This window comes from Acidimicrobiia bacterium, assembly GCA_041394025.1.
GTDB lineage: Bacteria > Actinomycetota > Acidimicrobiia > IMCC26256 > JAOSJL01 > JAOSJL01.
In genome coordinates this window covers 430,705-455,194 of the sequence record JAWKJA010000004.1, presented here as the reverse complement: position 1 = coordinate 455,194, position 24,490 = coordinate 430,705, and the positions used below count along the sequence as shown (strand labels likewise).

24 protein-coding genes are annotated in these 24,490 nt (G+C 70.4%); 12 read left to right on the top strand and 12 right to left on the bottom strand.

What is annotated here, in order from left to right; translation table 11 throughout:
- Positions 1-35: 35 nt before the first annotated feature.
- The 3 genes from R3A49_13790 to plsY are packed head-to-tail and all read right to left on the bottom strand — an operon-like array spanning position 36 to position 2,795.
- Positions 36-1,301, bottom strand: coding sequence for a molybdopterin molybdotransferase MoeA (locus R3A49_13790; protein ID MEZ5171796.1), 1,266 nt, complete (start codon positions 1,299-1,301; stop codon positions 36-38).
- Positions 1,298-2,179: a UTP--glucose-1-phosphate uridylyltransferase GalU gene (gene galU / locus R3A49_13785; protein MEZ5171795.1), complete on the bottom strand. Its 882-nt coding sequence runs from the start codon at positions 2,177-2,179 to the stop codon at positions 1,298-1,300. The genes R3A49_13790 and galU overlap by 4 nt, the downstream gene beginning before the upstream one ends.
- A gap of 13 nt (positions 2,180-2,192) precedes the next feature.
- Positions 2,193-2,795 carry a glycerol-3-phosphate 1-O-acyltransferase PlsY gene (plsY, locus tag R3A49_13780; GenBank protein ID MEZ5171794.1) on the bottom strand — a complete coding sequence of 201 codons (603 nt, stop codon included), beginning with the start codon at positions 2,793-2,795 and terminating at the stop codon, positions 2,193-2,195.
- A gap of 194 nt (positions 2,796-2,989) precedes the next feature.
- Between plsY and R3A49_13775 the strand changes: the two genes are divergently transcribed.
- From R3A49_13775 to cpaB, 3 genes are all read left to right on the top strand, one after another.
- Positions 2,990-3,349, top strand: coding sequence for an FmdB family zinc ribbon protein (locus R3A49_13775; GenBank protein ID MEZ5171793.1), 360 nt, complete (start codon positions 2,990-2,992; stop codon positions 3,347-3,349).
- Positions 3,346-4,173 (top strand): S-methyl-5'-thioadenosine phosphorylase, encoded by an 828-nt coding sequence (locus tag R3A49_13770; protein ID MEZ5171792.1) that lies wholly within the window; start codon positions 3,346-3,348, stop codon positions 4,171-4,173. The genes R3A49_13775 and R3A49_13770 overlap by 4 nt, the downstream gene beginning before the upstream one ends.
- Before the next feature lie 166 nt (positions 4,174-4,339).
- A complete protein-coding gene (cpaB, locus tag R3A49_13765; GenBank protein MEZ5171791.1) occupies positions 4,340-5,020 on the top strand; it encodes a Flp pilus assembly protein CpaB in 681 nt (226 codons plus the stop codon).
- Here cpaB and R3A49_13760 read toward each other — a convergent pair.
- Complete coding sequence (locus R3A49_13760) at positions 4,992-6,488, bottom strand: tetratricopeptide repeat-containing protein (GenBank protein MEZ5171790.1); 1,497 nt, start codon at positions 6,486-6,488, stop codon at positions 4,992-4,994. The two genes, cpaB and R3A49_13760, sit on opposite strands and share 29 nt — an antisense overlap.
- A 43-nt stretch (positions 6,489-6,531) precedes the next feature.
- Between R3A49_13760 and R3A49_13755 the strand changes: the two genes are divergently transcribed.
- The 3 genes from R3A49_13755 to R3A49_13745 are packed head-to-tail and all read left to right on the top strand — an operon-like array spanning position 6,532 to position 10,213.
- On the top strand, positions 6,532-8,340 hold the full coding sequence (locus R3A49_13755) for an adenylate/guanylate cyclase domain-containing protein (GenBank protein ID MEZ5171789.1): 1,809 nt from the start codon (positions 6,532-6,534) through the stop codon (positions 8,338-8,340).
- 38 nt (positions 8,341-8,378) lie between these two features.
- Positions 8,379-9,197: an SDR family NAD(P)-dependent oxidoreductase gene (locus R3A49_13750; protein ID MEZ5171788.1), complete on the top strand. Its 819-nt coding sequence runs from the start codon at positions 8,379-8,381 to the stop codon at positions 9,195-9,197.
- A complete protein-coding gene (locus tag R3A49_13745) occupies positions 9,194-10,213 on the top strand; it encodes a cyclic nucleotide-binding domain-containing protein (protein ID MEZ5171787.1) in 1,020 nt (339 codons plus the stop codon). Before R3A49_13750 ends, R3A49_13745 begins: the two co-directional genes overlap by 4 nt.
- A 9-nt stretch (positions 10,214-10,222) precedes the next feature.
- Here R3A49_13745 and R3A49_13740 read toward each other — a convergent pair whose 3' ends face one another.
- Positions 10,223-13,021, bottom strand: a complete 2,799-nt coding sequence (locus R3A49_13740; GenBank protein ID MEZ5171786.1) for a TIR domain-containing protein — start codon at positions 13,019-13,021, stop codon at positions 10,223-10,225.
- A 17-nt stretch (positions 13,022-13,038) separates the two neighbouring features.
- Positions 13,039-14,703 carry an NAD-binding protein gene (locus tag R3A49_13735; GenBank protein MEZ5171785.1) on the bottom strand — a complete coding sequence of 555 codons (1,665 nt, stop codon included), beginning with the start codon at positions 14,701-14,703 and terminating at the stop codon, positions 13,039-13,041.
- A gap of 124 nt (positions 14,704-14,827) precedes the next feature.
- Here R3A49_13735 and R3A49_13730 point away from each other — a divergent pair, with 124 nt between their 5' ends.
- Positions 14,828-15,628 (top strand): undecaprenyl-diphosphate phosphatase, encoded by an 801-nt coding sequence (locus tag R3A49_13730; GenBank protein MEZ5171784.1) that lies wholly within the window; start codon positions 14,828-14,830, stop codon positions 15,626-15,628.
- Here the strand turns inward: R3A49_13730 and R3A49_13725 are convergent.
- Together R3A49_13725 and R3A49_13720 are read right to left on the bottom strand one after the other, a co-directional pair.
- Positions 15,625-16,347, bottom strand: coding sequence for a PHP-associated domain-containing protein (locus R3A49_13725; GenBank protein ID MEZ5171783.1), 723 nt, complete (start codon positions 16,345-16,347; stop codon positions 15,625-15,627). The two genes, R3A49_13730 and R3A49_13725, sit on opposite strands and share 4 nt — an antisense overlap.
- A 3-nt stretch (positions 16,348-16,350) precedes the next feature.
- On the bottom strand, positions 16,351-16,668 hold the full coding sequence (locus R3A49_13720; GenBank protein ID MEZ5171782.1) for a hypothetical protein: 318 nt from the start codon (positions 16,666-16,668) through the stop codon (positions 16,351-16,353).
- An 89-nt stretch (positions 16,669-16,757) separates the two neighbouring features.
- On the opposite strand from R3A49_13720, the gene R3A49_13715 reads away from it, so the two are divergent.
- Positions 16,758-17,141 (top strand): thioesterase family protein, encoded by a 384-nt coding sequence (locus tag R3A49_13715; protein MEZ5171781.1) that lies wholly within the window; start codon positions 16,758-16,760, stop codon positions 17,139-17,141.
- Between the two features lie 8 nt (positions 17,142-17,149).
- On the opposite strand, the gene R3A49_13710 is transcribed toward R3A49_13715, so the two are convergent.
- Both R3A49_13710 and R3A49_13705 read right to left on the bottom strand, forming a co-directional pair.
- The gene (locus tag R3A49_13710; GenBank protein MEZ5171780.1) at positions 17,150-18,775 is read right to left on the bottom strand and encodes an acetolactate synthase; all 1,626 of its coding nucleotides are present in this window, start codon (positions 18,773-18,775) and stop codon (positions 17,150-17,152) included.
- 86 nt (positions 18,776-18,861) lie between these two features.
- Complete coding sequence (locus tag R3A49_13705) at positions 18,862-19,686, bottom strand: alpha/beta fold hydrolase (protein MEZ5171779.1); 825 nt, start codon at positions 19,684-19,686, stop codon at positions 18,862-18,864.
- Positions 19,687-19,788: 102 nt separating this feature from the next.
- Between R3A49_13705 and R3A49_13700 the strand changes: the two genes are divergently transcribed.
- Both R3A49_13700 and R3A49_13695 read left to right on the top strand, forming a co-directional pair.
- Positions 19,789-20,763, top strand: coding sequence for a lysylphosphatidylglycerol synthase transmembrane domain-containing protein (locus R3A49_13700; GenBank protein MEZ5171778.1), 975 nt, complete (start codon positions 19,789-19,791; stop codon positions 20,761-20,763).
- 10 nt (positions 20,764-20,773) lie between these two features.
- The gene (locus R3A49_13695) at positions 20,774-21,598 is read left to right on the top strand and encodes a phosphatase PAP2 family protein (protein ID MEZ5171777.1); all 825 of its coding nucleotides are present in this window, start codon (positions 20,774-20,776) and stop codon (positions 21,596-21,598) included.
- Positions 21,599-21,621: 23 nt separating this feature from the next.
- On the opposite strand, the gene R3A49_13690 is transcribed toward R3A49_13695, so the two are convergent.
- Together R3A49_13690 and R3A49_13685 are read right to left on the bottom strand one after the other, a co-directional pair.
- Positions 21,622-21,852: a LapA family protein gene (locus R3A49_13690; protein MEZ5171776.1), complete on the bottom strand. Its 231-nt coding sequence runs from the start codon at positions 21,850-21,852 to the stop codon at positions 21,622-21,624.
- Between the two features lie 51 nt (positions 21,853-21,903).
- Complete coding sequence (locus R3A49_13685) at positions 21,904-22,836, bottom strand: LysR substrate-binding domain-containing protein (GenBank protein MEZ5171775.1); 933 nt, start codon at positions 22,834-22,836, stop codon at positions 21,904-21,906.
- A 192-nt stretch (positions 22,837-23,028) separates the two neighbouring features.
- Between R3A49_13685 and R3A49_13680 the strand changes: the two genes are divergently transcribed.
- Both R3A49_13680 and R3A49_13675 read left to right on the top strand, forming a co-directional pair.
- Entirely contained in the window at positions 23,029-23,376 is a 348-nt protein-coding gene (locus R3A49_13680) for a WhiB family transcriptional regulator (protein ID MEZ5171774.1), read from the top strand.
- A gap of 64 nt (positions 23,377-23,440) precedes the next feature.
- Positions 23,441-24,487 carry a phosphotransferase family protein gene (locus R3A49_13675; protein MEZ5171773.1) on the top strand — a complete coding sequence of 349 codons (1,047 nt, stop codon included), beginning with the start codon at positions 23,441-23,443 and terminating at the stop codon, positions 24,485-24,487.
- Positions 24,488-24,490 lie beyond the last annotated feature (3 nt).

The following is a 24,490-nucleotide window of genomic DNA, read 5'->3' as shown; positions in this document are numbered from 1 at the left end:
TGCCTGGCGGGGCCGTCCGTCGGCAGCAGGCGGTCTCAATGGTCCGCCGGGGCGTGCAGCAGCATGACTCGGACGTTCCGACCGGACTCCACGCCCTCACCGTCGGGGAGAACAGCGAGACCGTCGGCCGCTGCGGTCGCCGACAGGACGTTGCTCGACTGCGAGCCCGTGCGCCGTGCGCGGTACCGCCCGTCCGTCACGGTCACTGCAACCCGGTCGAAGTGTACCTTTCCGTCGGAACGCCGACGCATGTCCTCCTCGGCGACGGCCTCCACCTGCGGGCGGAACCGCTTCCTGTGGCCGGCCATCTGGAGCAGCGCCGGGCGGGCGAACAACTCGAAGCTCACGAGCGACGACACCGGGTTGCCGGGGAGGCCGAACACCGGTCGCCCGTTCACCGAGCCGTAGGCGAGCGGCTTCGCCGGCTTGATGGCCACCCGGTAGCTCGACAGCGATCCCAGTCGCTCGAGGGCGGCCTTGACGTAGTCGTAGTCGCCCACCGACACGCCACCGCTCGTGAGCACGGCGTCGCAGCCACCGGGGCTCCCGGGAGTGGCGACGGGGTCCCCGAGCGCGCGACCGAGGATGTCGACGATCAGGTCTTCGTCGTCGCGCGCGATCCCGAGATCGACGGGAACGGCGCCCGCTGCCCGGAGAACTTCGAGGAGCATCGGCCGGTTGGCGTCGCGGATCTGACCCGCGACGAGCTCCCCGGCCCGGGCGGGATCGACGAGCTCGTCGCCCGTGGAGAGAACGCCGACGCGCGGGGCGCGCCGAACCGACACGGTCGTGTGCCCGATCGACGCCAGTACGCCGACGTGCGCCGGCCCGAGCGTCGTTCCGACCTCGAGCACCCGATCACCCGGGGTCAGGTCGCCGCCCGCGCGCCGGACGTGGTCACCGACCGCGGCCGCAACCTTCACGGCCACGCTGTCACCCGACGACTCGGTCGACTCGACCATCACGACGGCGTCCGCACCGTCGGGCACGACCGCGCCCGTCATGATCCGTACCGCCTCACCCGGACCGACGTCCGCTGTGGGGGCGTGGCCGGCCGGGAGGTCGGCGACGACGTGCAGCACCGCCGGGGCGACGTCGGTCGCACCGGCCGTGTCGGCGGCCCGTACGGCGTAGCCGTCCATCGCCGAGTTGTCGAAGGGCGGCACCGACTCGGCGCAGTCCACCCGCTGTGCGGTGGCGTGACCGCCGGCCTCCTCGAGCGGTACGCGCACCACCGGGAGCTCCGGAACCGAGGAGAGGATGTGTTCCCGAACCTCCTCCAGCGGGACCAGCGCGCTCATCCGAGGCCACGCTCCCGCACGATTTCGGTCAGGAACTCCGCCACGCCTTCCGCGTACTCGGGTCGTTCCAGCGCCAACTCGATGTTGGCGCGTAGGAACTCGACGGGACGCCCGATGTCGTAGCGGCCGCCCGAGAAGACCCGGCCGTAGACCTCCTCGTCCCTGCAGAGCAGGTCGATGGCGTCGGTGAGCTGGAACTCCCCGCCCACGCCGGGGTTGATCCGCTCCAAGGCGTCGAAGACGGCGGGGGTGAAGACGTAGTGGCCGATCACTGCGAGATTCGACGGAGCATCGGCGGGGGCGGGCTTCTCCACCGTGGCGTGGACACGCACGAGGCCGTCCTCGACCGGCTCGGGCGTCGCCGCGCCGTAGGCCGAGATCTCCTCGGGTGTGACCTCCAGGAGCGCGAGGCAGCTCCTCCCGAAGCGCTCGTACACCTCGATCATGGACCTCAGCAGCTCTCCCCCGTCGACCATGAAGTCGTCGCCGAGGAGAACGGCGAACGGCTCGTCGCCCACGTGGTCGCGCGCGACCGACACGGCGTGGCCGAGCCCCAGGGGCTCCTGCTGGCGCACGAAGTGCACACGTGCGAGATGTGCCAGATCCACGACCTCGGTGAGACGGTCGTCCTTGCCCGCGTCGGCGAGGTGAGCCTCCAGCTCGGGCAGGCGGTCGAAGTGGTCCTCGAGAGAGCTCTTGGCGCGGCCCGTGATGATGAGGATGTCGTCGAGGCCTGCGGCGACGGCCTCCTCCACGACGTACTGGATGCTCGGTCGGTCGACGACCGGGAGCATCTCCTTGGGGATCGCCTTCGTGGCGGGCAGGAAACGCGTGCCGAGCCCCGCCGCCGGGATGACGGCCTTGCGGACGGCGCTCACCGGACGGTCCTGGTCATGTCTTCTCCTCGGGGTCGGGTCGGAGGTCGCCTTCCTCGCCGCGGGCGAGGCGCCGGAGGTTGGAAGCGTGCCGCACGACGATCAGCACCGCCAGCACCCCGGTGACGGCGACCTCTGCCCACCCGTAGCCGCGCAGAGCGACGAGGACCGGGAAGGCAACGGTGATGAGAAGAGACGCCACCGACGCCTTCCGGAAGCCGTAGGCGACGATGAGCCACACCGCGGCGAGGCAGAGCGCGATGAGCGGGTAGACGACGAGCATCACGCCGGCGGCCGTCGCCACCCCACGCCCGCCCTTGAAACGGCGCGTGGCGGGGAAGACGTGCCCCACGACCGCCGCGATCCCCAGCGCGAAGGCGCCACCGCGCCCGTCGAGGAGGAGCCCCGCCAGCGCCGGGAGCAGCCCTTTGCCGAGGTCGAGCGCGAACACGAGCAGGCCCGCCCGCCAGCCCAGGATCCGAAAGACGTTGGAGGCTCCCGGGTTGCCCGACCCCTCCGCCGACACGTCGTGACCGGCGCGACGGGCCACGAGCTCGGCGCTGGGGAACGTGCCCAGAAGGTAGGCGGGGAGGGCCAGGGCGGCGATGACGACCGTCACGGGCCCCTATTGGCGCACGGCCACGGCCCGAGGTCAAACCGAAGCGACAGGGGACGGACAGTCACCGGCCCACACGGTCCGCGCGGAATATCCCGGTGATCCCGGGCGCTGGTAGACTTGGCACTCGACCAGGGTGAGTGCCAACCGCCACCCACCCGCCCCCAACCCGTCTGCTCCGGCGACCGGGAGTCCTCATGCCCACCTACGAATACGCCTGCGACAAGTGTGATGAGCACTTCGAGGTGTACCAGTCCTTCAGCGACGAGCCCCTCACGACGCACGACGGCTGCGGCGGCACGCTGTCGAAGGTGTTCGGATCGGTGGGGATCGTCCTGAAGGGCTCGGGCTTCTACAAGACCGACAACGGCTCCCGCTCCAAGGCCAAGAGCCGCTCCACCGGAACCGACGGTTCATCGGACTCCTCGTCCGACACGTCCACCGACGCGAAATCGGCCGGGAAGCCCGATGCCTCCCCCGGTAAGAAGTCGGGAACCGACAGCTCGAAGACCGCGTCCTCCTCCAAGACGGCCTCGAAGGCCGGCGCCGGGACGTGACCGAAGCCCAATCGGCACCGCGCGCCCAACTCGGGGTCTTCGGTGGTTCCGGCTTCTACTCGTTCCTCGACGACGTCTCGACGTTCGAGCTCTCCACGCCCTACGGCGCTCCGAGTGCACCGGTGGCTGTCGGCCGCATCGAGGACCGCTCCGTCGCCTTCATCCCGCGCCACGGCGTCGACCACCAGTTCGTGCCGCACCAGGTCCCCGCGCGCGCCAACCTGTGGGCGATGCACATGCTCGGCGTCGGCCGAATCGTCGGGCCGTGCGCGGCGGGCAGCCTCAAGCCCGAGTTCGCGCCGGGTGACTTCGTCGTGTGCGACCAGCTGGTGGACCGGACCCGGGGTCGCGACGACACGTTCTACGACCGCGGCGACGCTCACCACGTGTCGTTCGCCGACCCGTACTGCGACGACCTGTCGGCTGCTGCGGTCACGGCGGGGCGATCCATCGGCGTGACGGTGCACGACGGCGGAACAGTCGTCGTGGTACCGGGCCCGCGTTTTTCCACCCGGGCCGAGTCCCGCTGGTACCGCGACCAGGGGTGGGAGGTCATCAACATGACCCAGTACCCCGAGGCGTACCTCGCGCGGGAGCTGGGCATGTGCTACGCCAACATCTCGCTCATCACCGACTACGACACGGGCGTCGAGGGTGAGCCCCACGTCGAACCCGTCACCCAGGAACAGGTGTTCCAGTTCTTCGAGGACAACGTCGTGCGGGTGCGTGAGCTCCTTTTCGAACTCCTCCCGACGGTGTCCCTCGAGCGCGACTCGTGCTCGTGCGCCGACGCCCGCGGACCGCTGCCCGACTTCAGCGCCTGACGCTCGCGGCGCTCCTCTTTCCTGTTCCGACGGGCGCTGCTACCGTCGCATCCCGTCGGAGGCAGGCCGTCGGCCGCTCCGTGCACGTCGCCTCCAGCGGCGCTTCCCCCTCCTTCCCTGCCTGACCGCCCGCGCAACCGTGGGCCGGGAACCGGAAGGGAGCACCGTGCTTCGACGTTCACCGCGTTCGGCACTCGCGTGGGTGGGGGCTCTCGTCGTGCTGCTCGCCACCGCGCGCTTCGTGGGGGGAGACCTCGCCGCCATCCACCGCCAGGCCACGTCACTCGGCCCGCGCGTCGACGTCGTGGTCGCCCGGCACGACCTTCCCATGGGCACGACGATCGAGTCTGACGACATCGAGGTCGTCACACGTCACGAGTCCCAGGTGCCCACCGGCGCGCTGCACGACCCCGACGGAGTCGTGGGCCTTGTCATCGCCGTCCCGGTCGTGGCGGAGGCCACGGTCCTCGCCGACCACCTGGCCGATCCCGATCGGAGTGGGCTGGAGGCCGTCGTTCCGCCGGGTATGCGGGCGGTGCGTGTCCCCCTCGATGGCGCCGTCCGACCCGACCGCGGCGACGTCGTCGACGTTCTCGCGACCTTCGATCCCGCGCTCGTCGGCAACAGCGGTGATCCGACGTCGGTGGTCGCCGGCGCGGCGACCGTGGTGGATGTGGAGAGCGACGACTCCGAGATCGCAACCGGGCTCGGGACGACCGCTGTCACCGTGTTGGTGACGGCCGAGGAGGCGGAACAGGTCGCGTTCGCTCTGAGCAGCGGCGTCGTGACCATCGCCGTCGCCCCACCCGAGGAGGCAATCAACCGTCGAAGCGGAAGATCCCCGTGAGGTCCTCGGCAAACCGACGGCGGCCCTTCTCGGCCGCCAGTCGGCTCGCCTGGCGGTACACGGACTCCAGGTCACGCGGCGGCGGTTCCTCGGCGACGACCTGGCGGTAGCTCTCCAGTGACGACTCCTCGTCACCGAGAATGAGCTGGGCGTCGGCGCGGCTGGCCAGGAGCCAGTGGTCCGGCCGGGCACCTTCGGAATGCTCCAGCACCTCGCGGGCGATGTCCTCCGCCCCGATCCGGTCACGCTCGTGCGCCAGGAGGAGGAAGGCCAGGTTCACACCGTGGTACATCGCCTGGTCGGCGTCACCGGCCGCGCCGGCGTCCGCGTAGCCCCGGCGGTAGAGCTCGAGCGCCGCCAAACCGTCGTCGCGACGTCCCTCCGCCAGCCAGTTCCGTTTGTGGCGGCCGGCCAGCACACCGAGCACGTCGGTGCCCTGCGCGGAGTGCTCCGAGAGCACGCTGACGGCCCTGTCCCGCTCCCCGACGGCGTCGAGCGCCAGAGCGAGCTCGACGATGTGACGGTCGTCGAGCTCCGACGCGTGCGGCTCGAGCAGCGACACGGCGCGTCGGAAGTCACGGCTCTCCACAGCGACCCGCGCAGCGTTCCACGGCCCGGCGGGTGCCGCGTCGCCGCGCAGGGACCTGACGAGCGTGCGGACGGAGAGGTCGTCACCCGATGTCGCCTGAACGATCTCCAGGTGGTTGCCCGGGACGATGACGTGGGTGTCGGGAGGGAACGGCCCGAGCGACGATGATGCGGGAACGAACTCGTCGCGGTCGCCGGCCACGGCGTGGAAGGCGAACGGGCGGTCGTCGCCGTAGGAGCTCTCCCACCGTGCGCGCAGGTCGACGAGGAACTCCGAGCCTGCACCCATGTCGCGGATCTGCGACTTCAGGAACCGGGCCCAGGTCGCCTTCGTCAACCCTCCTGACGGCGTGCCGAAGCACACGACGTGTGACGTGCGGGCCGCCAGCTCGGGGTCGTCGACGAGTGCCCTCTGGATGACCAGGCCGCCCATCGAGTGGCCCACGAGGGCGAGTGAACGGTAGCGGTCGAGCGGTGGCACGGAGAGCCGCGACCGGAGGAACGTGGCGAGCCCGGCGATGTCGGGGTCGGCGGCCCACACGCCGCGCACGTCGGGAGCGATCCCGGTGTTGTAGCCGACCGACAGGACGTCCCAGCCCTCGAGCGACGGGTCGTCGGTGAGGACCTGGGGCAGCGCCCCCCAGGTCTTGGACGGGTACCACGAGAAGCCGTGCACGAGGACGACGGCCGCCTCGGCGTCGTCACGGACCCTGTGCGCCACGAGCTCCGCCTGCTCGGTGGCGCCGATCACGCGCAGCGCCCCGCCCCACCCCGGCAGATAGCGCCCGAGTGACGACGACAGGCCCCGGACGACGCCGGTGACGGTGTCGACCACATCCCGGAGCGGCCCGGCGACCGGCCCCAGATACGTCTCCCACACGGCGAACCTCCACGAACGGCCTCTCTTCCGTAGTCTGCCCGCGATGGACGACCCCACGGGACCCGAACCGGTTCCGGATCCTGCGGCGATCCGGGCGCTGCTGGCGGCGGGCGACAGCCTGGCGGCCTTCGACGCTGCCGAGGACGCTCTCGGCGCGGGCCCCGACGGCTCCACCCGCGACATGGAGGTCGGCTACCTGCTCGTCCTGGCTCTTGCGCGCTCGGGCTCCACGGAGCTGGCCGAGCAGCGGTACGCGGAGCTGGGTCTCGACTCCGCCGCCGAAGGGACACACCTTCCGCCCCCTCTGAACGAGGACGTCCCGGCTCTGCATGCCCGCCTGGCGAAGGACCGCGCCTGGGCGGCCACCGGCGAGTCGAGGAGCCGCCATGCGCGCACGGCCGCCGAGCGGTACGCCGCCGTGTTCGACGCCACCGGTGGGCACTTCTCCGCTGTCAACGCCGCCACGATGTTCAGGGTTGCCGGCGACACGGACCGGAGCGCCGCGTTCGCCCGCCGGGCACTCGACGCTGCCGCCCGGGCGGGCGCCGGCTCCTACTGGCGTCACGCCTCGGCCGCGGAGGCCCACCTCCTTCTCGAGGACATCCAAGAGGCGTCGCGTGCCCTGCACGCCGCCGCAACATCACCCGACGACGCTCCCGCCCGACGCGCCACGACACACCGCCAGCTCCGCCGGGTCTGTGAGATCACCGGGGCCGACCCGGAGGTGTTGGCGCCTGTCTCCAACCCTGCGGTGCTCCACGTGTGCGGCCATCGACTTCGCGCGGGGAGCGACGACGAGGAGTTCGTGCGACGTGGCATCGAAGAAGCGCTCGACGGCCTCGAACGCTCCCACGGAGGCGTGGGGTCGGCCTGGGGATCACTGGCGGCGGGAGGCGACATCCTGTGTGCCGAGGCACTGCTCGAGCGGGGCGTCGACTCCAACGTCGTCCTGGCGTGCTCGGTCGACGACTTCATCGCCGCCTCGGTGCGCCCGGCGGGCGACGCATGGGTCCCGCGTTTCGAGCGGTGCCTCGACCATGCGTCGTCGGTCGTCATGGCGACCGATGACGCCTTCCTCGGTCACGACACGCTCTTCGAGTACGCCGGACACCGGGCCATGGGCGAGGCCGTTCTGGAAGCCGACCGGCTCGACGCCCCGGTGGCACAACTCGCCGTGTGGGACGGCTCGGGGGCCGACCAGCGTGTCGGAACCGGCGCCGACGTCGCCACCTGGCGCTCCACCGGGCGAACCACCCACGTCGTCGACCCGGGCGACGCGCGGGTGCGCGGTCCGTCCACCTTCCCGGCGGTGGGTCCCGACCGTGTGGTGCGTGCCATGCTGTTCGGCGACATCAAGGGCTTCTCGCGGCTGTCCGAACCCGACCTCCCGGTGTTCTTCGAACGGGTGATGGGAGCCGTGGCCGGCGTGCTCGACGACTCCGCATCGGTTCTCTACCGCAACAGCTGGGGCGACGGCCTCTACGTCGTCCTCGACAGCGCCGTCGGGGCGGCGCGGGCCGCCCTGGCGATGCAGGACGCCGTCGACTCGATCGACGCGGACGCTCTCGGCCTTCCCGCCGACCTCGGGCTCCGGCTCGGCGGCCACGCCGGACCGGTCTTCGCGGGACACGACCCTGTGCGCGACGAGCCGACGTTCTTCGGTGCCCAGGTGACGCGTACGGCCCGCATCGAGCCGCGCACCCCCGAGGGGGAGGTGTTCGTCACCGACGCCTTCGCGGCGCTCGTGCGCCTCGAGGCACCCGACGACTTCACGTGCGAGTACGTGGGCCACATCGCGACGGCCAAGGACTACGGGGCGTTCCCGATGTACCGGCTTGTAGCCCGGTACTAGCTTCTCTTCCCATCATGCAACCTACGGGTACAGCCGTCGTGACGGGAGCGAGCCGCGGAATCGGGCGCGCTGTCTCCCTCGAGCTGGCCCGTGTCGGCTTCGAGGTCGTGGCCACGATGCGCAACCCCGCCGACGGCGACCCGCTCATGGCGGAAGCCTCCGGGGTTCTCAGCGTTCAGGAACTCGACGTCACGCGCCCGGACACCGTCGATCTCCCCGACGAGATGAGCGTCCTCGTCAACAACGCCGCCGTCGATGTCGCCTACGAGGCGGTCGAGGAGTCGTCCTCCGACCGTTGGCGCACGATGGTCGACACGAACATTCTCGGTACCGTCGAGGTCACACGCCGGGCCATACCCGCCCTTCGCGCGGCCGGCGGGGGCGTGATCTGCTCGATCACGTCGGCGTCGCTGCTGACGCCCGTTCCCTTCTACGGCGCCTACCGTGCCACGAAGGCGGCCGTGTCGGCGCTCGGCGAGACGCTGCGCTCCGAGCTGTCGCCGTTCGGGATCCGGGTCCTCGAGGTCCTCCCCGGGCCCGTCGACACCGACATGCTGGCCATTTCCGACCGGCCCCCCGACCTCGCGGGCGACTCCCCCTATGCAGAAGCGGCGAGCCACTACACGGCTCTGCGACGGGCGTCGGCAGGTGACCCGGTTTCGACTCGGGAGGCGGCACGACGCATCGTGGCGTCGATACTCGACGACGCCGCCCCGTTGCGCGTCGCCTGCGACCCGATGGGGGAGGCGATGCTCGAGGCGTGGCGCTCCCAACCCGACGAGGAGCCGATGCGCGCGATGGTGGAGGTCTTCACACCGGGCAGCGGCGCTGTCGACATCTGGCAGGAGAAGCGATGACGCCCGAGCGGATCGAACGGTGCGTCACGTCGGTGACCTGGATCCCCTCCGAGGCGATCGAGGGCCTTCCGAAGGCACCGTTCTCACTGGGAGCGACACACTACGACGACCCGCCTCCCGACACGATCGACGACGTCGCCTCCCTGGCGGCGACCGACAGGTGCCGCTTCGCGAACGAGCTCCGGGCCTGGATCGACGTCGACGACGGACGGATCATCGGAGCGGGTCACACCGGACGCGGGCACCTCGGCTCCACGACGGTCGCGTTCCTGGGCATGGAGGCCGAGTTCGAGGCCGTGGCCCTCCCCGACCTCCGCAACGAACCGGTCGGCATGGTTGGCTCATCCGGCGCCGTGCGCTTCCAGCAAACGGCCGGCGGGAAGACGGGGATACCTTCACCCCGTTTCGTCCGGCGGGCGCCGTTCGTGCAGCTGCGCGCACCCACAGCGTGGACGACCCTGTCGCTCACGATCCACGCCGACGGCTCGAGCGAGTTCGAGGTCGCGGGCGCCAGCCCGTTCCCCCGGCACTGGATCTACGACCACGACGGTCGCCTGGCCGCCAAGACCGGCGTCATCGACTTCACGACCTGGTACCGCGAGTCGCACGGTACGGCCACCCCCTGGGGCGACGAGGATTCACCGGCACTCGTGGCCGAGGTCGTGACCGCTCTGGAGCGCGAGCTGTCACGAACGATCATGCGCGACGGCGCACGCCCCACGATCGACGAGCTGGATGTGGGCGGTCTGCTCACCGTTCAGGGTGAGCCCGGGCGCGAGATGTTCGTGCTGCTCGACGGTCTGTGCGACGTCGAGGTGGACGGTGAGGTCGTCGCCGACGTCGGGCCCGGAGCCGTCCTGGGCGAGCGGGCGTTGCTCGAGGGTGGTGTGAGGACGTCGACGCTGCGGGCCACGACACCGGTGAAGGTGGCACGCGTCTCCGAGGTCGACATCGACCCCGACCGGCTCACCGAGCTGCGGGAGCACCACCGCCGCGAGGACGCCCCGCGGGGCTGACGACGACGGTCAGCAGACCGGGTCGCGTCCCTCCACATCGAAACGTTGTCGCTCCGTTTCCGTGAGGTTCCGCCCGACGAGCTCGCAGCCTTCCGCGAACCACGAGGCGGGATTCAGGTCCCAGAAGATCACGGAGCCGTCGGCCGAGCCCGACGCGGCCGAGTCACCCGACGGGGAGGGGGCGACGGCGAACACGAGATCGGTGTGGCCCGACAACGGGGTCCCGACCTCCTCGCGGCGGGTGAGCCCCCACAGTCGGACCGTCCCGTCCTCACCCGACGTGAGCAGGCGCGCCCCGTCACCGAGGAACGCCACGTCGTTGATTCCGTCGCGGTGCCCGACCAGGGGCTCCCCCGTCTCCTCGAACGTCTCGAGGTCCCAGAAGTGCACGAGTCCGTCGGCACCCGCGCTCGCCAGAAGCGGCTCTGTCGGGTGGAAGGCGACCTCCCACGTGTTGTCCAGCGTGCCGTCGTCGACCGCCAGGACCCGTGTGCGCTCGTCGGCGTCGGGATCGGCCTCGCGGTCGACGACCACGACGTCTCCGACCTGCCCGATCCCGTACGCCAGGTAACGGCCGTCGGGCGAGAACGCTCCCCCGCGTGAGAACGGTGCCTCGTCGAACGACTCGGCCTCGCTGAGAGTCCCGTCATCGACGTCCCACAGCGTCGCCTCGCTCGAAAGACCTGCCGTCGACAGCAGCTGTGCCCCGTCGGGGGACCACGCCACGTTGATCGTGTCGTCGTCGTGGGCGTCGAGGACCCGCGCATCCGTGGTCTCGGTGTCCCACATGAGGATCCCGCCGTCCTGCACGGCTCCCGCCAACCATCGCCCGGTCGGGTCGAACGCCAGGTCCTGGACGACGAGCCCGGCCTCGACGGACCTGTCCGTGGGCTCGTGCTCCTGAGCGTCCCAGAGTGTGACCCGACCGCTCGGCCCCGACGCGACCGCGAGCGTGGTGCCGTCGGGTGACATGTCGACCGTGGCGACGGGCTCGCCGGCGTCGACGCGCTCGCCCGAGGCGATCCGCGCTTCGTCGGTCTCGAAGTAGGCGGCGACGCGATCGGCACCTGCGGTGACGAAGCTCGAGTCGTCGGCGAAGAACACGTCGTTGACAGCGCCGTTGTGGACGCGGTTGGCGTCCGACAGCGGCGAGAACGTCGTCGGGTCCCAGAAGACCACCTGTCCGTCCTCGCCGGCGGTGGCGACGTACGGGCCGTCGAAGTCCGGGAAGGCGTTGCCGGTGAACGACACGTCCCAGAGCTCACCGACATTCGGCCCCACGGTCCCGCCGTCCGGTCCGAGCGGCGCGCCGGTGGCGACATCCCACAGTTGGAGGCTGCCGCTGGCGCCGACGCTGGCGAGCATGGAGGCGTTCTCGGAGAAGGCGACCGCGTGAACGGCAGGGTTGCTGCCGGGATGGGCGTCGGGTGCTTCCCAGAGGATGTCACCCGTGTCGGCGTCGTGGACCCGTACGACCCCTTCGGCGGTTCCCGTGGCGAGCAGCGAGCCGTCCTCGCTGAAAGCCGCCGCGTAGACGTCGAACTCGTCGAGTCGCAACGCGTAGGCCGCCCGTGACAGGTCGTCGGTGTCGAAGACCGTGAGGAGCCCGTCGATGGATCCGATCGCCAGGCGCTCGCCGGTCGGGTCCACGGTGGCGACCTGGAGGGTGACACCGTCCGTCGGCAGGACCGTCACCTCGGCGTCGATCTCGTCCGGATCGGTGCCAACCTCCGTCAGGTCGAACGAGATGATGCGCCCGGCCGAGTCGAGCGCCCACAGCGTGTCGGGATCCGGGGTCGCGAACCCGATGATCGGGGACCGGTCTTCCTCGCGGATCCCGTCTCCCGGCAGCACAGCCACCGTCTCACCGGTCGTGCGATCCGTCAGGTGCACGATCCCCGACGCCGTACCGGACGCGACCAGGTCGTGGTCGGGCACGGTGATCGCGGACCACACCTCGTCGTCGTGACCACGGATGAAGAGCCGGAGATCAGGGTCGATCTGGAGCGCCGTGAGCATCGCGCCCTCGGCCTGGAGAGTCGGGTCGATGTCGTAGGCCTCTGCCGCAAGGAGGAACGAGAGAGCGGGTCGGTCGGTGTTCTGCTCACTCTGGGCGGCGAGGCGTTGCGAGTCCGACTCCTTGCGGCGCTCCTCGGCCCGGTCGGCGTTCGACTTGGCGAAGATCCCGGCCACGACCGCCGCGATGAGAAGCACGAAGATCGTGATCCCGGTTGTCCACGCCAGACGTACAGCTCCGCGGTGGCGGCGGATGTCCTCACCTTCGAGGTCGTCCTTGGACTTCCCGTGCATTGGCGCGGCGAGTTGCGCCACGGCGTCGCGGAACTTTCCGTGGCGCGCGTTGAGCTGCGTCTCGTCGTGGGCCCAGCGGAGATCGAGGTGCCGTGGCTCGTCGGTGAAGACGTCGAGCAGCGCGTCGGGAACCGCTGTCGACGCCGCCCGGTCGAAGCCACCCGCCGCGGGGTCCCACACCCACTCGCCTCCCGTGACCACGGGGAGAATCCGGTCGACCGAGTGCGTCTCCTTCCAGTGGTCGATCTCCTTGTTCACCCACTCCGAGTCGGCGGCCTCGGGTGAGGTGAGGAGCACGAACCACTCGCTGTCGTCCATGGCCTCGGTGATCGCACCCCAGAGGTGGGGTGCCACGGAGAGGCCTGTGTTGTCGCGGAAGATGTTGAGCGAGCGACGGCGGTACCAGGGCTTGGCGAAGCTCTGGAGTGCCTTCTGGAGCGCCGGGGCCAGACGCCCGTCGGCGGAGTGGGAGTACGAGATGAAGCCGTCGTAGCTCAACGCGCGCTCACCCCGCCCTACGGTCGTTGCGAGGCGTCGTCGGTCAACCGGACGATGCGGTACCCGACGCCGGCGAGGAACTGTGGCATCTCGCGGACCGGGACCCGGTCGTACTCGCGGATCTCCTCGCTGAGATCCTCCCAGCCGACGAGGTGCGGAGTCGTCTTGCGCGCCACGTCGCGTTCGCCCGGAGCGAAGGTCCAGCCGTTGCGTCGGCGTTCGGCCACCCAGCGGTCGTGCTCGAGGATCGCCAGTCGCTCGACCTCGTCGTCGCTGAAGACGTCCTGGTCGTGGCCCTGCTCGCCGTCGTCGCTGATGGGCACGAGCACCCGCCCGACGGCACGGAGCTTGACCCCGATGTGCGCGGCCTGGTCACGGTTCGACTCCTTCAACGCATCGTCGAGCTCGTCCCAGGGGACCGTGGAGGGCTCCGAACCCGCGGCGACGCCCTCGTCCTCTCGCGTTCGGACGTACCGGGCGTGGATCGCGCGCGCCAGCATCTCGTAGGTCCCGCCCAGCACCACGTTCGGTCGGCACGTCTCGTCGAGAACCGCCACGGCGTGTATCTCGCTGCGCCCACGCTCCTCGACCATGTCGTCGCTGTGGTCGAGGAGGTCGGCGAGACCGCCGAAGCGACGCAGTGCCGTCATGACCGGGACGGGGTTCTGGCGCAGCGCCGAGCGGACGGTGAGGGTGTCGGCCACGGCGGTGGCCTCGTCGCGCGGGCACACGTACACGGCATCGACACCCGTGAAGGACGCATCGGCGACCGTCGGAGCGACCGTGATGCTGCCCGCACCGGCGAGGCGCCGACGGGCCTGGAGATCCACCTGACGCGCGAGGGGCCCGTCACCGATGACGAGGACGTCGGGGTCCCGGCCGAGATCCTCGGGAGGCAGGCGCTCGAGGAGCAGACGCGCCCCCGACTCGGGCACGTTGAAGAAGTCGAGCCGTGACGTGGCGTCGGAGCGCGACGACACCGCGTCGAGGCGGAGCAGCGCGCCGAGATCCGCGTCGACGACGTGGACGACACATTCGAGCGCCGCTCCCGTCCGGCTCTCCACCAGGGAGGGGATGCGCGTGGCGATCTCCGCATTGGCGGCGTCGTCGGCCGTGACGGCGATCACGTGGGCGGCCCGCTCCACACCGGCCGAGCGGAGAATCGTACCTTCGGTCCCGTCGCCGATCAGCACGTTCACGCCCATCTCGCGCAGCTCGGGTATGGCCTCGTCGTTGGCGTTCGCCTCGATGCCCACGACCTTCGCACCCTGGGCCACGAAGCCCTCGGCCAGGAGACGCCCCTTCTCGCCCAGGCCGACGATCACGGTGTGGTCTCGGAGAAACCGCCGGCGGACCGCCGCCACCCGGTCGCGGGCGAGCATCGCCACGCCCTTCACAGCGGCGAAGGCCGCCACACCGAAGGCCAGGAACCGGGCGATCTCCAACACCACGGGCATCGGGCCCGGTACGTAGCCGCTCTGGAGGAAGAACAGCTGGACGTCCTGGTACATGATGTCCCAGAAGGACTGCGTGATGTCGGGGCGGGCGTTGTAGTAGTCGCTCCAGCCGATGAATCCGAGCACCAGCGCCAGCACGGCGAAGAGGCCGACGACCGGCCACCGCGCGATCTGCTTCACGGTCGTGCGGAACATGCCGTGGGGCCGGCGGACACTCTCGGTCATCATCGCAGGCAGGCAGCGTAGTGGCGTCGTGTCCGCCTGCGCCCCGCAGGCGGTTCGCCGGATCCGGCCGGAGGGCCACGATGCTCGTTAGCGTGGGCGCTCGGCGGTCGCACCGGGAGGACGCGTGCTTCAGGACATCGTTCTCGGTGTTGTGCAGGGTCTCACCGAGTTCCTCCCCATCTCCTCGAGCGGCCACCTCGTCGTGGTCCCGGCCATGTTCGGCTGGGACCAGCCGTCGCTGACCTTCGACCTCGTCCTGCACCTCGGGACGCTGCTGGCAGTCGTGGTGGCGTTCCGGCGCGACCTCCGGGCGCTCGCCGCCGGGCTGTTCGGCGGTGGCCCCGACCCCCGCCGGGCCCGGATCACCATCGGGCTGCTCGCCCTCGGGAGCGTCCCGGCCGCCCTCGTCGGCATCACCCTGGAGGGCTTCTTCGAGGATCTCTTCGAGCGTCCCGGATGGGCCGTCGGCTTCTGGGTCGTGACGGCCCTGGTCATCCTGGGCGCCGAGCACATCGGCGACCGTCTCGTGGCTGCGGGCAACGCCGGAAGGCCCGTGGACGCACGGCGCTCGATCGGCATCGGGGCCGCACAGGCCGCCGCCATCACGCCGGGGCTCTCCCGGTCGGGACTGACCATATGCGCGGGCCTGGTGTCGGGCGTCACACGCGAGGAGGCGACCCGCTTCTCGTTCCTGCTTGCGATCCCGGCGATCCTGGGAGCGACGGTTCTTCAGATCCCCGACGTGACAGGGGGTGAGTTCGAGCTCACCGCCTCCGTACTCGCCGGCTTCGTGGCGGCGGCCGTCTCGGGATACGTCGCCGTCGTGTACCTGCTCCGGTACGTGCGCACGCACTCGCTGCGGCCGTTCGCCGTCTACCTGCTCGTGGCCGCGCCCGTGTGCGGCACGGTGCTCGCCGTGAACTAGATGTCTCGGGGGATGACGCGGGGCGACCAGGTCCGCGCCCGGTCGAAATGGTGGCCGGTGACGGTCGCCTCGCGCAGTGCGGTCAGGAACCCCTGCGGGCCGTCGAAGTCGGGCATCGTCACGAAGGCGGCGCCCAGCGAGGCGGGATCGTGGGCGTCGGAGCCCGCACCGGCCGCGAGGTCGTGCTCGGCGGCGTAGGACGCCGCACGGTCGTTGAGGCTCCGGAGGCCCACCTTGGCGTTGAAGACCTCGAAGGCGTCGACGAGACCGTCGGCGACGAGCTCGTCGATCGCCTCGGGGTGGAGTGGGCGGCGCATCGGGTCGAAGGGGTGGGGAACGTACACCAGCGCACCCTGATCGCGGATTCTCGTCGCGGCCTCGTGCGGTGTGAGGCCGATGGGAACGTGGTCGTTCAGGAAGAGCCCGATGATCTCACCTTGCGTCGTGCGCAGCTCCTCGCCGATGACGACCCGGCAGCCGACGTCGCGCTCCACCGCCGCGACGGCGCCCTTCACCGAGTTGTGGTCCGTGACGCAGAGGACGTCGATCCCCGCGCTCTCGACACGTTCGGCCACCTCGTCGAGTGTCGTGACCGCGTCGCCCGAGTACATCGTGTGCATGTGCATGTCGACGCGCACCCGGCCCGGGGGGACGGGATCGCCCAGGTGCGGATGGAGGACGACCGCCGGTTCGAGAGTGGCCCGGCCGGCGGGAGGCACCGGTCAGCCGGCGAACTGCTGCTCGGGATCGAAGCCGTGGAGCTCGCCGATTCCCCGGAACACCATGTGCGTTCCCTCGTAGTCGCCGAGCGATGCCAGACCCTGCATCCTGATCCCCCCCTCGACCTCGACCTCGACGCGGTGGTCTCCCGTCGGCTCATGGAGGAACTCGTCGGAGTCGACGCGCACCTCCCACTCGAGATGCTCGGGGCGGTCACCGTCGGGCTGTCGGACGGCGATGTAGAGGTCGGACTTGCCCGGCTTCACCGGGGATCCGTCGATCCAGAAGTGGACAATCTTGAGCTTCGCGGCGGCTGTCATGGCCCTGATCCTAGGAAACCCGATGTCATGGTCCCGAACCCCCGTCGTGACATGTGCCGAGTCCGCTCGCACTGCGTAGCCTGCACGTCGTGCCACCCGAACCCGGCCTCACGGCCACCGTGCGACACACGGTCACGCCCTCCGACACCGCCGAGGCGCTCGGGAGTGGCGACGTGCCGGTACTCGGCACGCCACGGGTGGTCCGCCTGTGCGAGGAGGCCACCGTCGAAGCGCTCCGGGGCCACACCGACGAGGGCACGACGACAGTCGGCCAGAGCGTCCAGATCAACCACCTGGCACCGTCGGCCGTGGGAGCGGCCGTGACGGCCGAAGCGGTCCTCGAGAGCCGCGACGGTCGTCGTCTCAAGTTCCGGGTGGCGGTCACCGACGGCGATCAACTCCTCGCCGCCGGACGCGTGCAGCGCGTGATCGTTCGCCGCGACGAGTTCCTCCGCCGCCTCGAGTCCTCCTAGTCTGTTCTCTACGCCAGGTTCGACGAGCGCGGGTAGGCGTCGGCGGGGTCGGTGAGGACGTTCACGAGCGCCGGGCCGTCGACCGCGAACGCCCGCTCGAGAGCCGGGCCGATCTCGGCGGGCTCCTCCACGAGGTCGCCGTGGGCGCCGAGCGCCTCGGCGACGAGGTCGTAGCGGGTGCCCGGCCGGAGCTCGGCCGCGACGTCGTAGCCGTACACGAGTTGCATCGGGTGCTTCTCGAGCCCCCAGATGCCGTTGTTGCCGACGACGGCCACGACCGGCAGACCGAACCGCACGAGCGTGTCGAAGTCCATGAGCGAGAAGCCCGCGGCCCCGTCGCCGAGGAGGAGGACGACCTGGCGGTCGGGGTGCGCCAGCGCCGCTGCGATGGAGTAGCCGAGCCCCGTCCCCAGGCACCCGTACGGGCCGGGATCGAGGAAGCACCCGGGCTGAAACGTGTCGACGTACTTCCCCGCATACGACACGAAGTCGCCTCCGTCACCGATCACGATCGCATCCCGGTCGAGGTGCTCTCTCAGCTCGCCGAACACACGGAGCGGGTGGATCGGGACGGCGTCGGACCACAGCGCCTCGTCGTCAGCCTCCCGACGCGCCGACTCCTCGGAGCGAAGCGTCGACACCCAGGCGGCATGGTCGATCGTAGGGCCCTCGACGACGGCGGCTGTCAGCCCCTCGAACGTGAGCACCAGGTCGCCCGCCACGGACGCTGCGAGTGTCGCGTGCCCCGCGATGCCGTCGGCCGAGTCGGCCAGGTGCACGACTCGTGCCTCGCCGAAGGAACCGAATCCCAGTCGGAAGTCGAGGGGTGTCCCCGCCACGATCACGAGATCGGCGTCGCCGAGAGCTGCGGATCGCGCACGTGAGAACGCCAGCGGGTCGTCGGCGGGGATGGTTCCACGGCCCAGCCCGTTGACGAGGACGGGGACCTGCGCGGTCTCGGCGAAGTGACGCATCGCCTCTTCGGCGTGCGCCCAGTAGACATCACCACCGACGAGCAGTACCGGCCGCTCCGCCTCGGCCACGAGGGAGGCCACGGTCTCGATCTGCGAGGGGTCGGGCTCACTTCCCGGAGTGATCGCGTGCGGCGGCTCGGGAGGCACGTCGACGTCGGCCTCCGCGAAGAACACGTCGAGCCCGATGTCGAGGAACGTGGGGCCGCGGTGTGGAGTCGTGGCGGCACGGAGCGCCGCGTCGAGGTCACCGGGGATGGACGCGGTCTCGCGGGACGTTCCCGCCCGCTTGGTGATGCTGGTGACCACGGGAACGTGATCCATCTCCTGGAGGGCGCCTGTGCCCCAGCGCGCCTCGGGAGCGCGCCCACCGATGACCGTGACGGGTGAACCGGTGTTGAAGGCGGACGTGATGGCACTCACCCCGTTGGTGACGCCGGGGCCCGCGGTGAGTGCTGCCACGCCGGGGCGCCGTGTGACCTTCGCCCACCCCTCCGCGGCGAACGCGGCGGTCTGCTCGTGGCGTGTGTCCACCAGGTCGATCCCCACCTGCACGCAACCGTCGTAGAGAGGGAACAGGTGACCTCCCGACAAGGTGAAGAGGCAGTCGACGCCCCACCGCTGGAGGACCTCGGCCGCCAGTCGCCCGCCACTGCCCTGCATCGTCGCCCCCGGAGCTCGCCGTCGGTGTGCGGGCCGTGTCTATCACCCGGCCGGCCCGGCGACCGGCGGCCGGAGCGCTGCCATGATCAGGACGGGTCGGGGACCCCGAGATCGGTGAGAAACGCGGACACGGCGTCGAACCACAGGTCCGGCGCCTCGAACTGCGGTGCGTGGCCTGCGCCCGGCAGCGCCACGAACCGGGCGCCACCGATCACGTCGGCCAGGCGGCGCGTGGGCTCGAGGAACTCCCGGTCGTGCTCACCGGCGATGGCGAGAACCGGCAAGCGCAGACCCCGCAGCGCATCGTGGTCGTCGGGTTGCACGGGGAGCTCGCGCAGCATCGCGGCGTACATGGCGGGGCTGAGCGACTCCCATCTCCAGCGGAGGAACTCCCGGTGGGCGGGGCTCTCGTCGTCGAGGAGGTCGAGCGACTGCACGCCCAGCGGGTCGGTGTCGTCCAGGACGGTCTTGAGCGCCGCCATCCCCTCGGTCTCGACGAGCCCGGCGCCGAGCTCGAAGAGGTCGACGTCCATCATCTGCGTGGGGCCGCCACTCGTGTTCATCAGCACGAGCGACTCGAGTCGGTCCGGAAACCGGAGCGCCAGACGTCGAGCCACCATCCCGCCCATCGAGTACCCGAGGAGGTGGAACCGGTCGAGGCCCACGTGGTCGGCAACGCAGAGGACGTCCGTCACGAGGCGGTCGAGGGAGTAGTCGACGCCCGCCGGGCCCTCGCTCCGTCCGTGGCCGCGGTGGTCGAAGGTCACGACCGTGTGGGCCCGGCCGAAGGAGTCCCGGTGGCCGGCAAAGTCCTCGGCGCAGCCACCGAAGCCGTGTACCAGGACGAGTCCCGGGCCGTCACCGCGCACGTCGACATCGAGACCGACGCCGTCGTCCGTGTCGACCCGCACGCCTACCCCCCTCGGCCCCCGGCCCGCGAGGGCCCGAAAGACTCGGAACCCGGCGGGTGCCGCGGCAACCGGTGCCGGGCGCCACGACCGTAACCTGGGGCGATGACGGCGACCGAGCACGCGGACCGACGGTCCGTCTGGGGCCTGTGGCTGCGGATCGGCATCAGCTTCGTCATCCTCGGGATCCTCCTGTCGCGGATCCACCTCGGCAGCGTGCTCCCCGAGGGACGATCCGCGGCCCTGTCCGTCCTCGCCATCATCGTCGGCGTCCTCGCCGCGATCGGGTCGATCGCTCTGGGCGCGTTCCGGTGGAAGCAGGTCTTCACGGCGTTCGGGCTCAGCGTGCGGTACCGGACGCTTCTGAACCACTACTTCGCCGGCCAGTTCCTCGGAAACGTCCTCCCGTCCACCATCGGTGGAGACGTTCTGCGGATCTCCCGCGCCACCGCCACGACGGGATCGAGCGAGATGGCCTTCTCGTCGGTGGTGCTCGAACGGCTCACCGGGTTCATGGCCCTTCCGGTCCTCTCCCTGGCCGGCCTGGTGCTCCGGCCGTCGCTTCTCGACGTCCGCAGCGGCAGGGTGGCTCTTCTCATCGATGTCGTGGTGATCGTGCTCCTGGGCCTGATCCTCTACGCGTCGGGGCACCCGCGCCTCGCCGGCCGCTTCGCCGCGCACGACAACTGGATGCGTTTCATCGGCGCCGTCCACATCGGCGTCGACCGTCTCCGCCGTCGGCCGCGCCACGCCGCCGGGGTGCTGGGCGCGTCACTGCTCTACCAGGCCTCGGCGATGGTCGTGCTGTACGCGGCGGTGCGGATGCTGGAGCTCCCCGTGCCGGCCACCGCCGTCCTCGCCGTCGGCCCCGCAGTGGCCATGCTCCAGGTGCTCCCGATCTCCCTGAGCGGCCTGGGGATCCGGGAAGCGGCGCTGGTCCTGTTCCTCCACCCCTTCGGCGTGACAACCTCCCAGGCCGTGGCACTCGGACTGATCTGGTACGGCCTGCTACTGCTCGCGAGCCTCCTCGGCGCGCCCTCGTTCGCCGTCGGCCACGGCACGAAGACACCCACGAGCTGACGACCCGACCATGACCGTGCGCACGAGACGGAACCTCTTCGCCGGACGCCACCTCCGGGACGGCTCCACGATCTACTGGTGGGTGGAGATCCTGGCGATTCTCGCCTTCTACCTCGTGTACTCCGCCATCCGGAACGCCAACGAGGGTGGGCAGACCGCGGCGCTCCACAACGCCGAGACGCTCATCGAGTTCCAGCGGTCGATGGGGATCTTCGTGGAGGAGACGCTCCAGGACTGGGCCCAGAGCTTCCGTCCGCTCATCATCGCCATGAACTACTTCTACGGCTCGCTGCACTTCGTGGCCACGGCGGGGGTCGGCATCTACCTGTTCCGGCGCTGGAGTGACGACTACCCCCTGTGGCGCAACACGCTCGCCATCACGACATCGATTGCGCTCCTCGGCTTCATCTTCTGGCCGCTCATGCCACCGAGACTGCTCGACACGCTCGGCGGCGCCGACTACGGCTTCGCCGACACCCTGGCCCAGTACCCGACGTTCTGGTCGTTCAACAGCGGCGCCGTCGCCGAGGTGTCCAACCAGTTCGCCGCCATGCCCAGCGTGCACGTGGCGTGGGCATTGTGGTGCGCGGCCGCGATGTTCCCGCGGGTGCAGCGGCGCTGGGTGAGGGCGTTGTTCGTGGCGTATCCCGTGATGACGATCATCGCCATCGTCCTCACGGGCAACCACTACATCCTCGACGCCGTGGGGGGTGCTGTCGTGCTGGCGATCGGCTACGGCGTCGCGCGCCTCATCACGCGTGCGGGACGGCGCCAGCCCGCCGGGGAATCCGATCCGGCCACGGTCGCGGCCCCGACACCCGACGCGTCGACCTGAAGGGGAGGCCTCGGGGCGCCGGGTCAGTCCCGGCCGCGGCGGGTGAGGGTGAAGATCCACCCGATGACGGCGCCAAGCACGGCCGAGCCGACGATCACCCAGATGAGGGGGATCTCGCTGGTGCCGAAGATCCACGACACCGACACCGACTCGGTGTTGATGAGCATGAACCACACGAGGAGAACGGCGAGTATCCCGAAGACCACGAGCTTCGGGCTGATGCCACTCCCGCCAGTACGATCGAGGTCGGCCACGATGTCCTCCTGGTGTCGCGTCCCGCACCCTACGCCGGAGAACCTACCGGCTCACGTGGACGGCGACGACTTCTCTTCCTGTCGGTGCCGATGGAACGACCCGCCGGCGACGCGGGCCACCAGGCGCCGCACCGAGTCACCCACCGCCTGGTCGGCCATGGAGAGGTAGGCGTCACGGGCGGCGACGAGCGCCAGCCGTCGCGGGGGCATGCCGGCGATCCTCACCGCCCGCAGGCCCTCGAGTCGCTCGGGGAGTGCCATCTCGGGCAGGACGGCGGCCCCGCGCTCGGAGCCCACGAGGTCCATGATCAGCCGGATCCCCTCCACCTCGAGGCGGACGTCGAGCGCCAGGCCCATCTCGGAGGCCGCCTTCTCCACTTCGGACCGGAGCGGGTTCTCGACCGGCGGCATGATGAACGGGAGGCCCGCCAGCGCGGCGAGATCGACGGGCTCACCCCCGACGTCGGCGTCGGCAGGGACCACGCCGATGAGGTCCTCGGTCAGGATCGTCTCCACGACGAGGCGCGAATCGTCGACGGGCTCTGTGACGACCGCCTGCGCCAGCTCACGCCCGGCGACGTGGGCCGCCAGCCGCTCCGAGGAGCCCTCGCTCACGCGGAGCCGGACGCCCGGTGCCTCCTCGGCCAGGTCGTCGACGAGGCTCGGCACGAGCCAGCTGCTGATCGTCCCCACGACACCCACGGTGGCGTACCCCGCCTCCAGGCCCTGGAGCATGGAGAGGTCCGCCCGGAGCGCCTCGATCTCCCGTCGCACACGGCGGGCCCGCTCCAGGACCACGACGCCGAACTCGGTGGGCTCGGCACCCCGCCGGTTGCGCACGAGCAGCGGCACGCCGAGCTCCGCCTCGAGTTGGCGGACCTGCTCCGAGACGTTCGACTGCACGGTTCGCAGGGCGTCCGCCGCTGCCGTGAAGGAGCCGTGCTCGTCGATCGCCAGCAGGGCCTCCAGGTGCCGAATTTCCATGAATATCCTTTCTGATCGTATATAGACTGTTATCAACGCCTTGGTATCTGTGTTGTAGATGGACTATATCGCTCAGGATCGTTGGACAGATTGTCATGAGAAATGATTCACTAGGTTCCGGGTCGGAAACCCCCACCACCGGGCCCGACACCGACGAAGACCGCTTCCCCAGAAGCACACAGGAGGACCGCCGTGGCGGCTGAAGCCGTTTCCGACATGATCTTCACCGGGCCGCTCGCCTGGACCGAGGACGCCGAGTGCATCGGGCAGACCGAGCTCTTCTTCGCTCCCCCCGGCGAGCGTCCCGAGGCGCGCGTCGTGCGTGAGGGACGCGCCCGTTCCATCTGCCAGGAGTGCGCGGTCGTCGAGTCGTGCCGCGACTGGGCCCGCGAGAACCGCGAGTACGGCTTCTGGGGTGGCGAGTCCGAAGAGGAGCGCGCAGCAGCGGGCTTTCGCGTCGACATGCCTGTCGGTCGCGTGGCCCGGTACCCACGGGGCAACGGCCGCCCGGTCAAGCCCCGCGAGGCACGCATCGCCTGACCTCCGCGACGCGCCTCGCCTACGCTGCACCGACACGGTGTCGCGTCGCTGACCGGAGGCCGTGGTGGGTCCCGAAGGTGTCGATCTCGAATCCCTGACCGCCTACTTCGGCGCGCACGTCGACGGCGCGTCGGGTAACCGGCCGCTCAGCGCGGAGCTCATCTCCGGCGGGCGCTCCAACCTCACCTACCGAATCACCGACGGGACGAACCGGTGGGTTCTCCGTCGGCCGCCTCTCGGCCACGTACTCCCCACGGCGCACGACATGGCACGTGAGTACCGGGTGATCTCGGCGCTGGCCGACACCGACGTTCCCGTACCCGTCGCCCTCGCCCTCTGCGAGGACGACACCGTGAACGACGCGCCGTTCTACGTCATGGAGGAAGTACGCGGTCGCATCCTCCGGGACCCCGACGACATCGGGCGCCTCAGCGTCGAGGATGCACGCCGCTGCTCCGAGCAGCTCGTCGACGTCCTCGCCCGCATCCACGCCGTCGACTACGACGCAGTGGGTCTCGGCGACTTCGGGAGGCCCGACGGGTACGTCGAGCGCCAACTGCGTCGCTTCGCCAAACAACGCGAAGCCTCCCAGACCCGGGAGCTGCCCGGCCTCGACGATCTCGAACGCCGCCTGAACGCCGCTCTTCCGGTGTCGGGGGCCCCGTCGATCGTCCACGGCGACTACCGCCTCGACAACACGATGCTCGATCCCGACGACGCCGGCACGATCGCAGCGGTTCTCGACTGGGAGATGGCGACCTTGGGCGACCCGCTCGCCGACCTCGGCATGTTCCTCCTCTACTGGGGTGTTCCCGACGCCCAGGTGGTCGCAACCGGCGCCATCCTGTCGTCCGAGGCCGGCTTCCTCACGAGCGACGAGGCCGTCGACCGCTATGCGGCGACCACCGGGCGCGCCGTCGATGATCTCGACTTCTACGTGGCGCTCGGCGCGTACAAGCTCGCTGTCATCGTGGAGGGGATCCACGCACGGTTTCTCCAGGGCAAGACGGTCGGTGAGGGGTTCGAGGCCATGGGTGACCTCGTTCCACAGTTGATCAACGCGGCGCTCGACATCGCGCGCAACTCGTCGATGCCGGCGCTCCGCAACTGACCC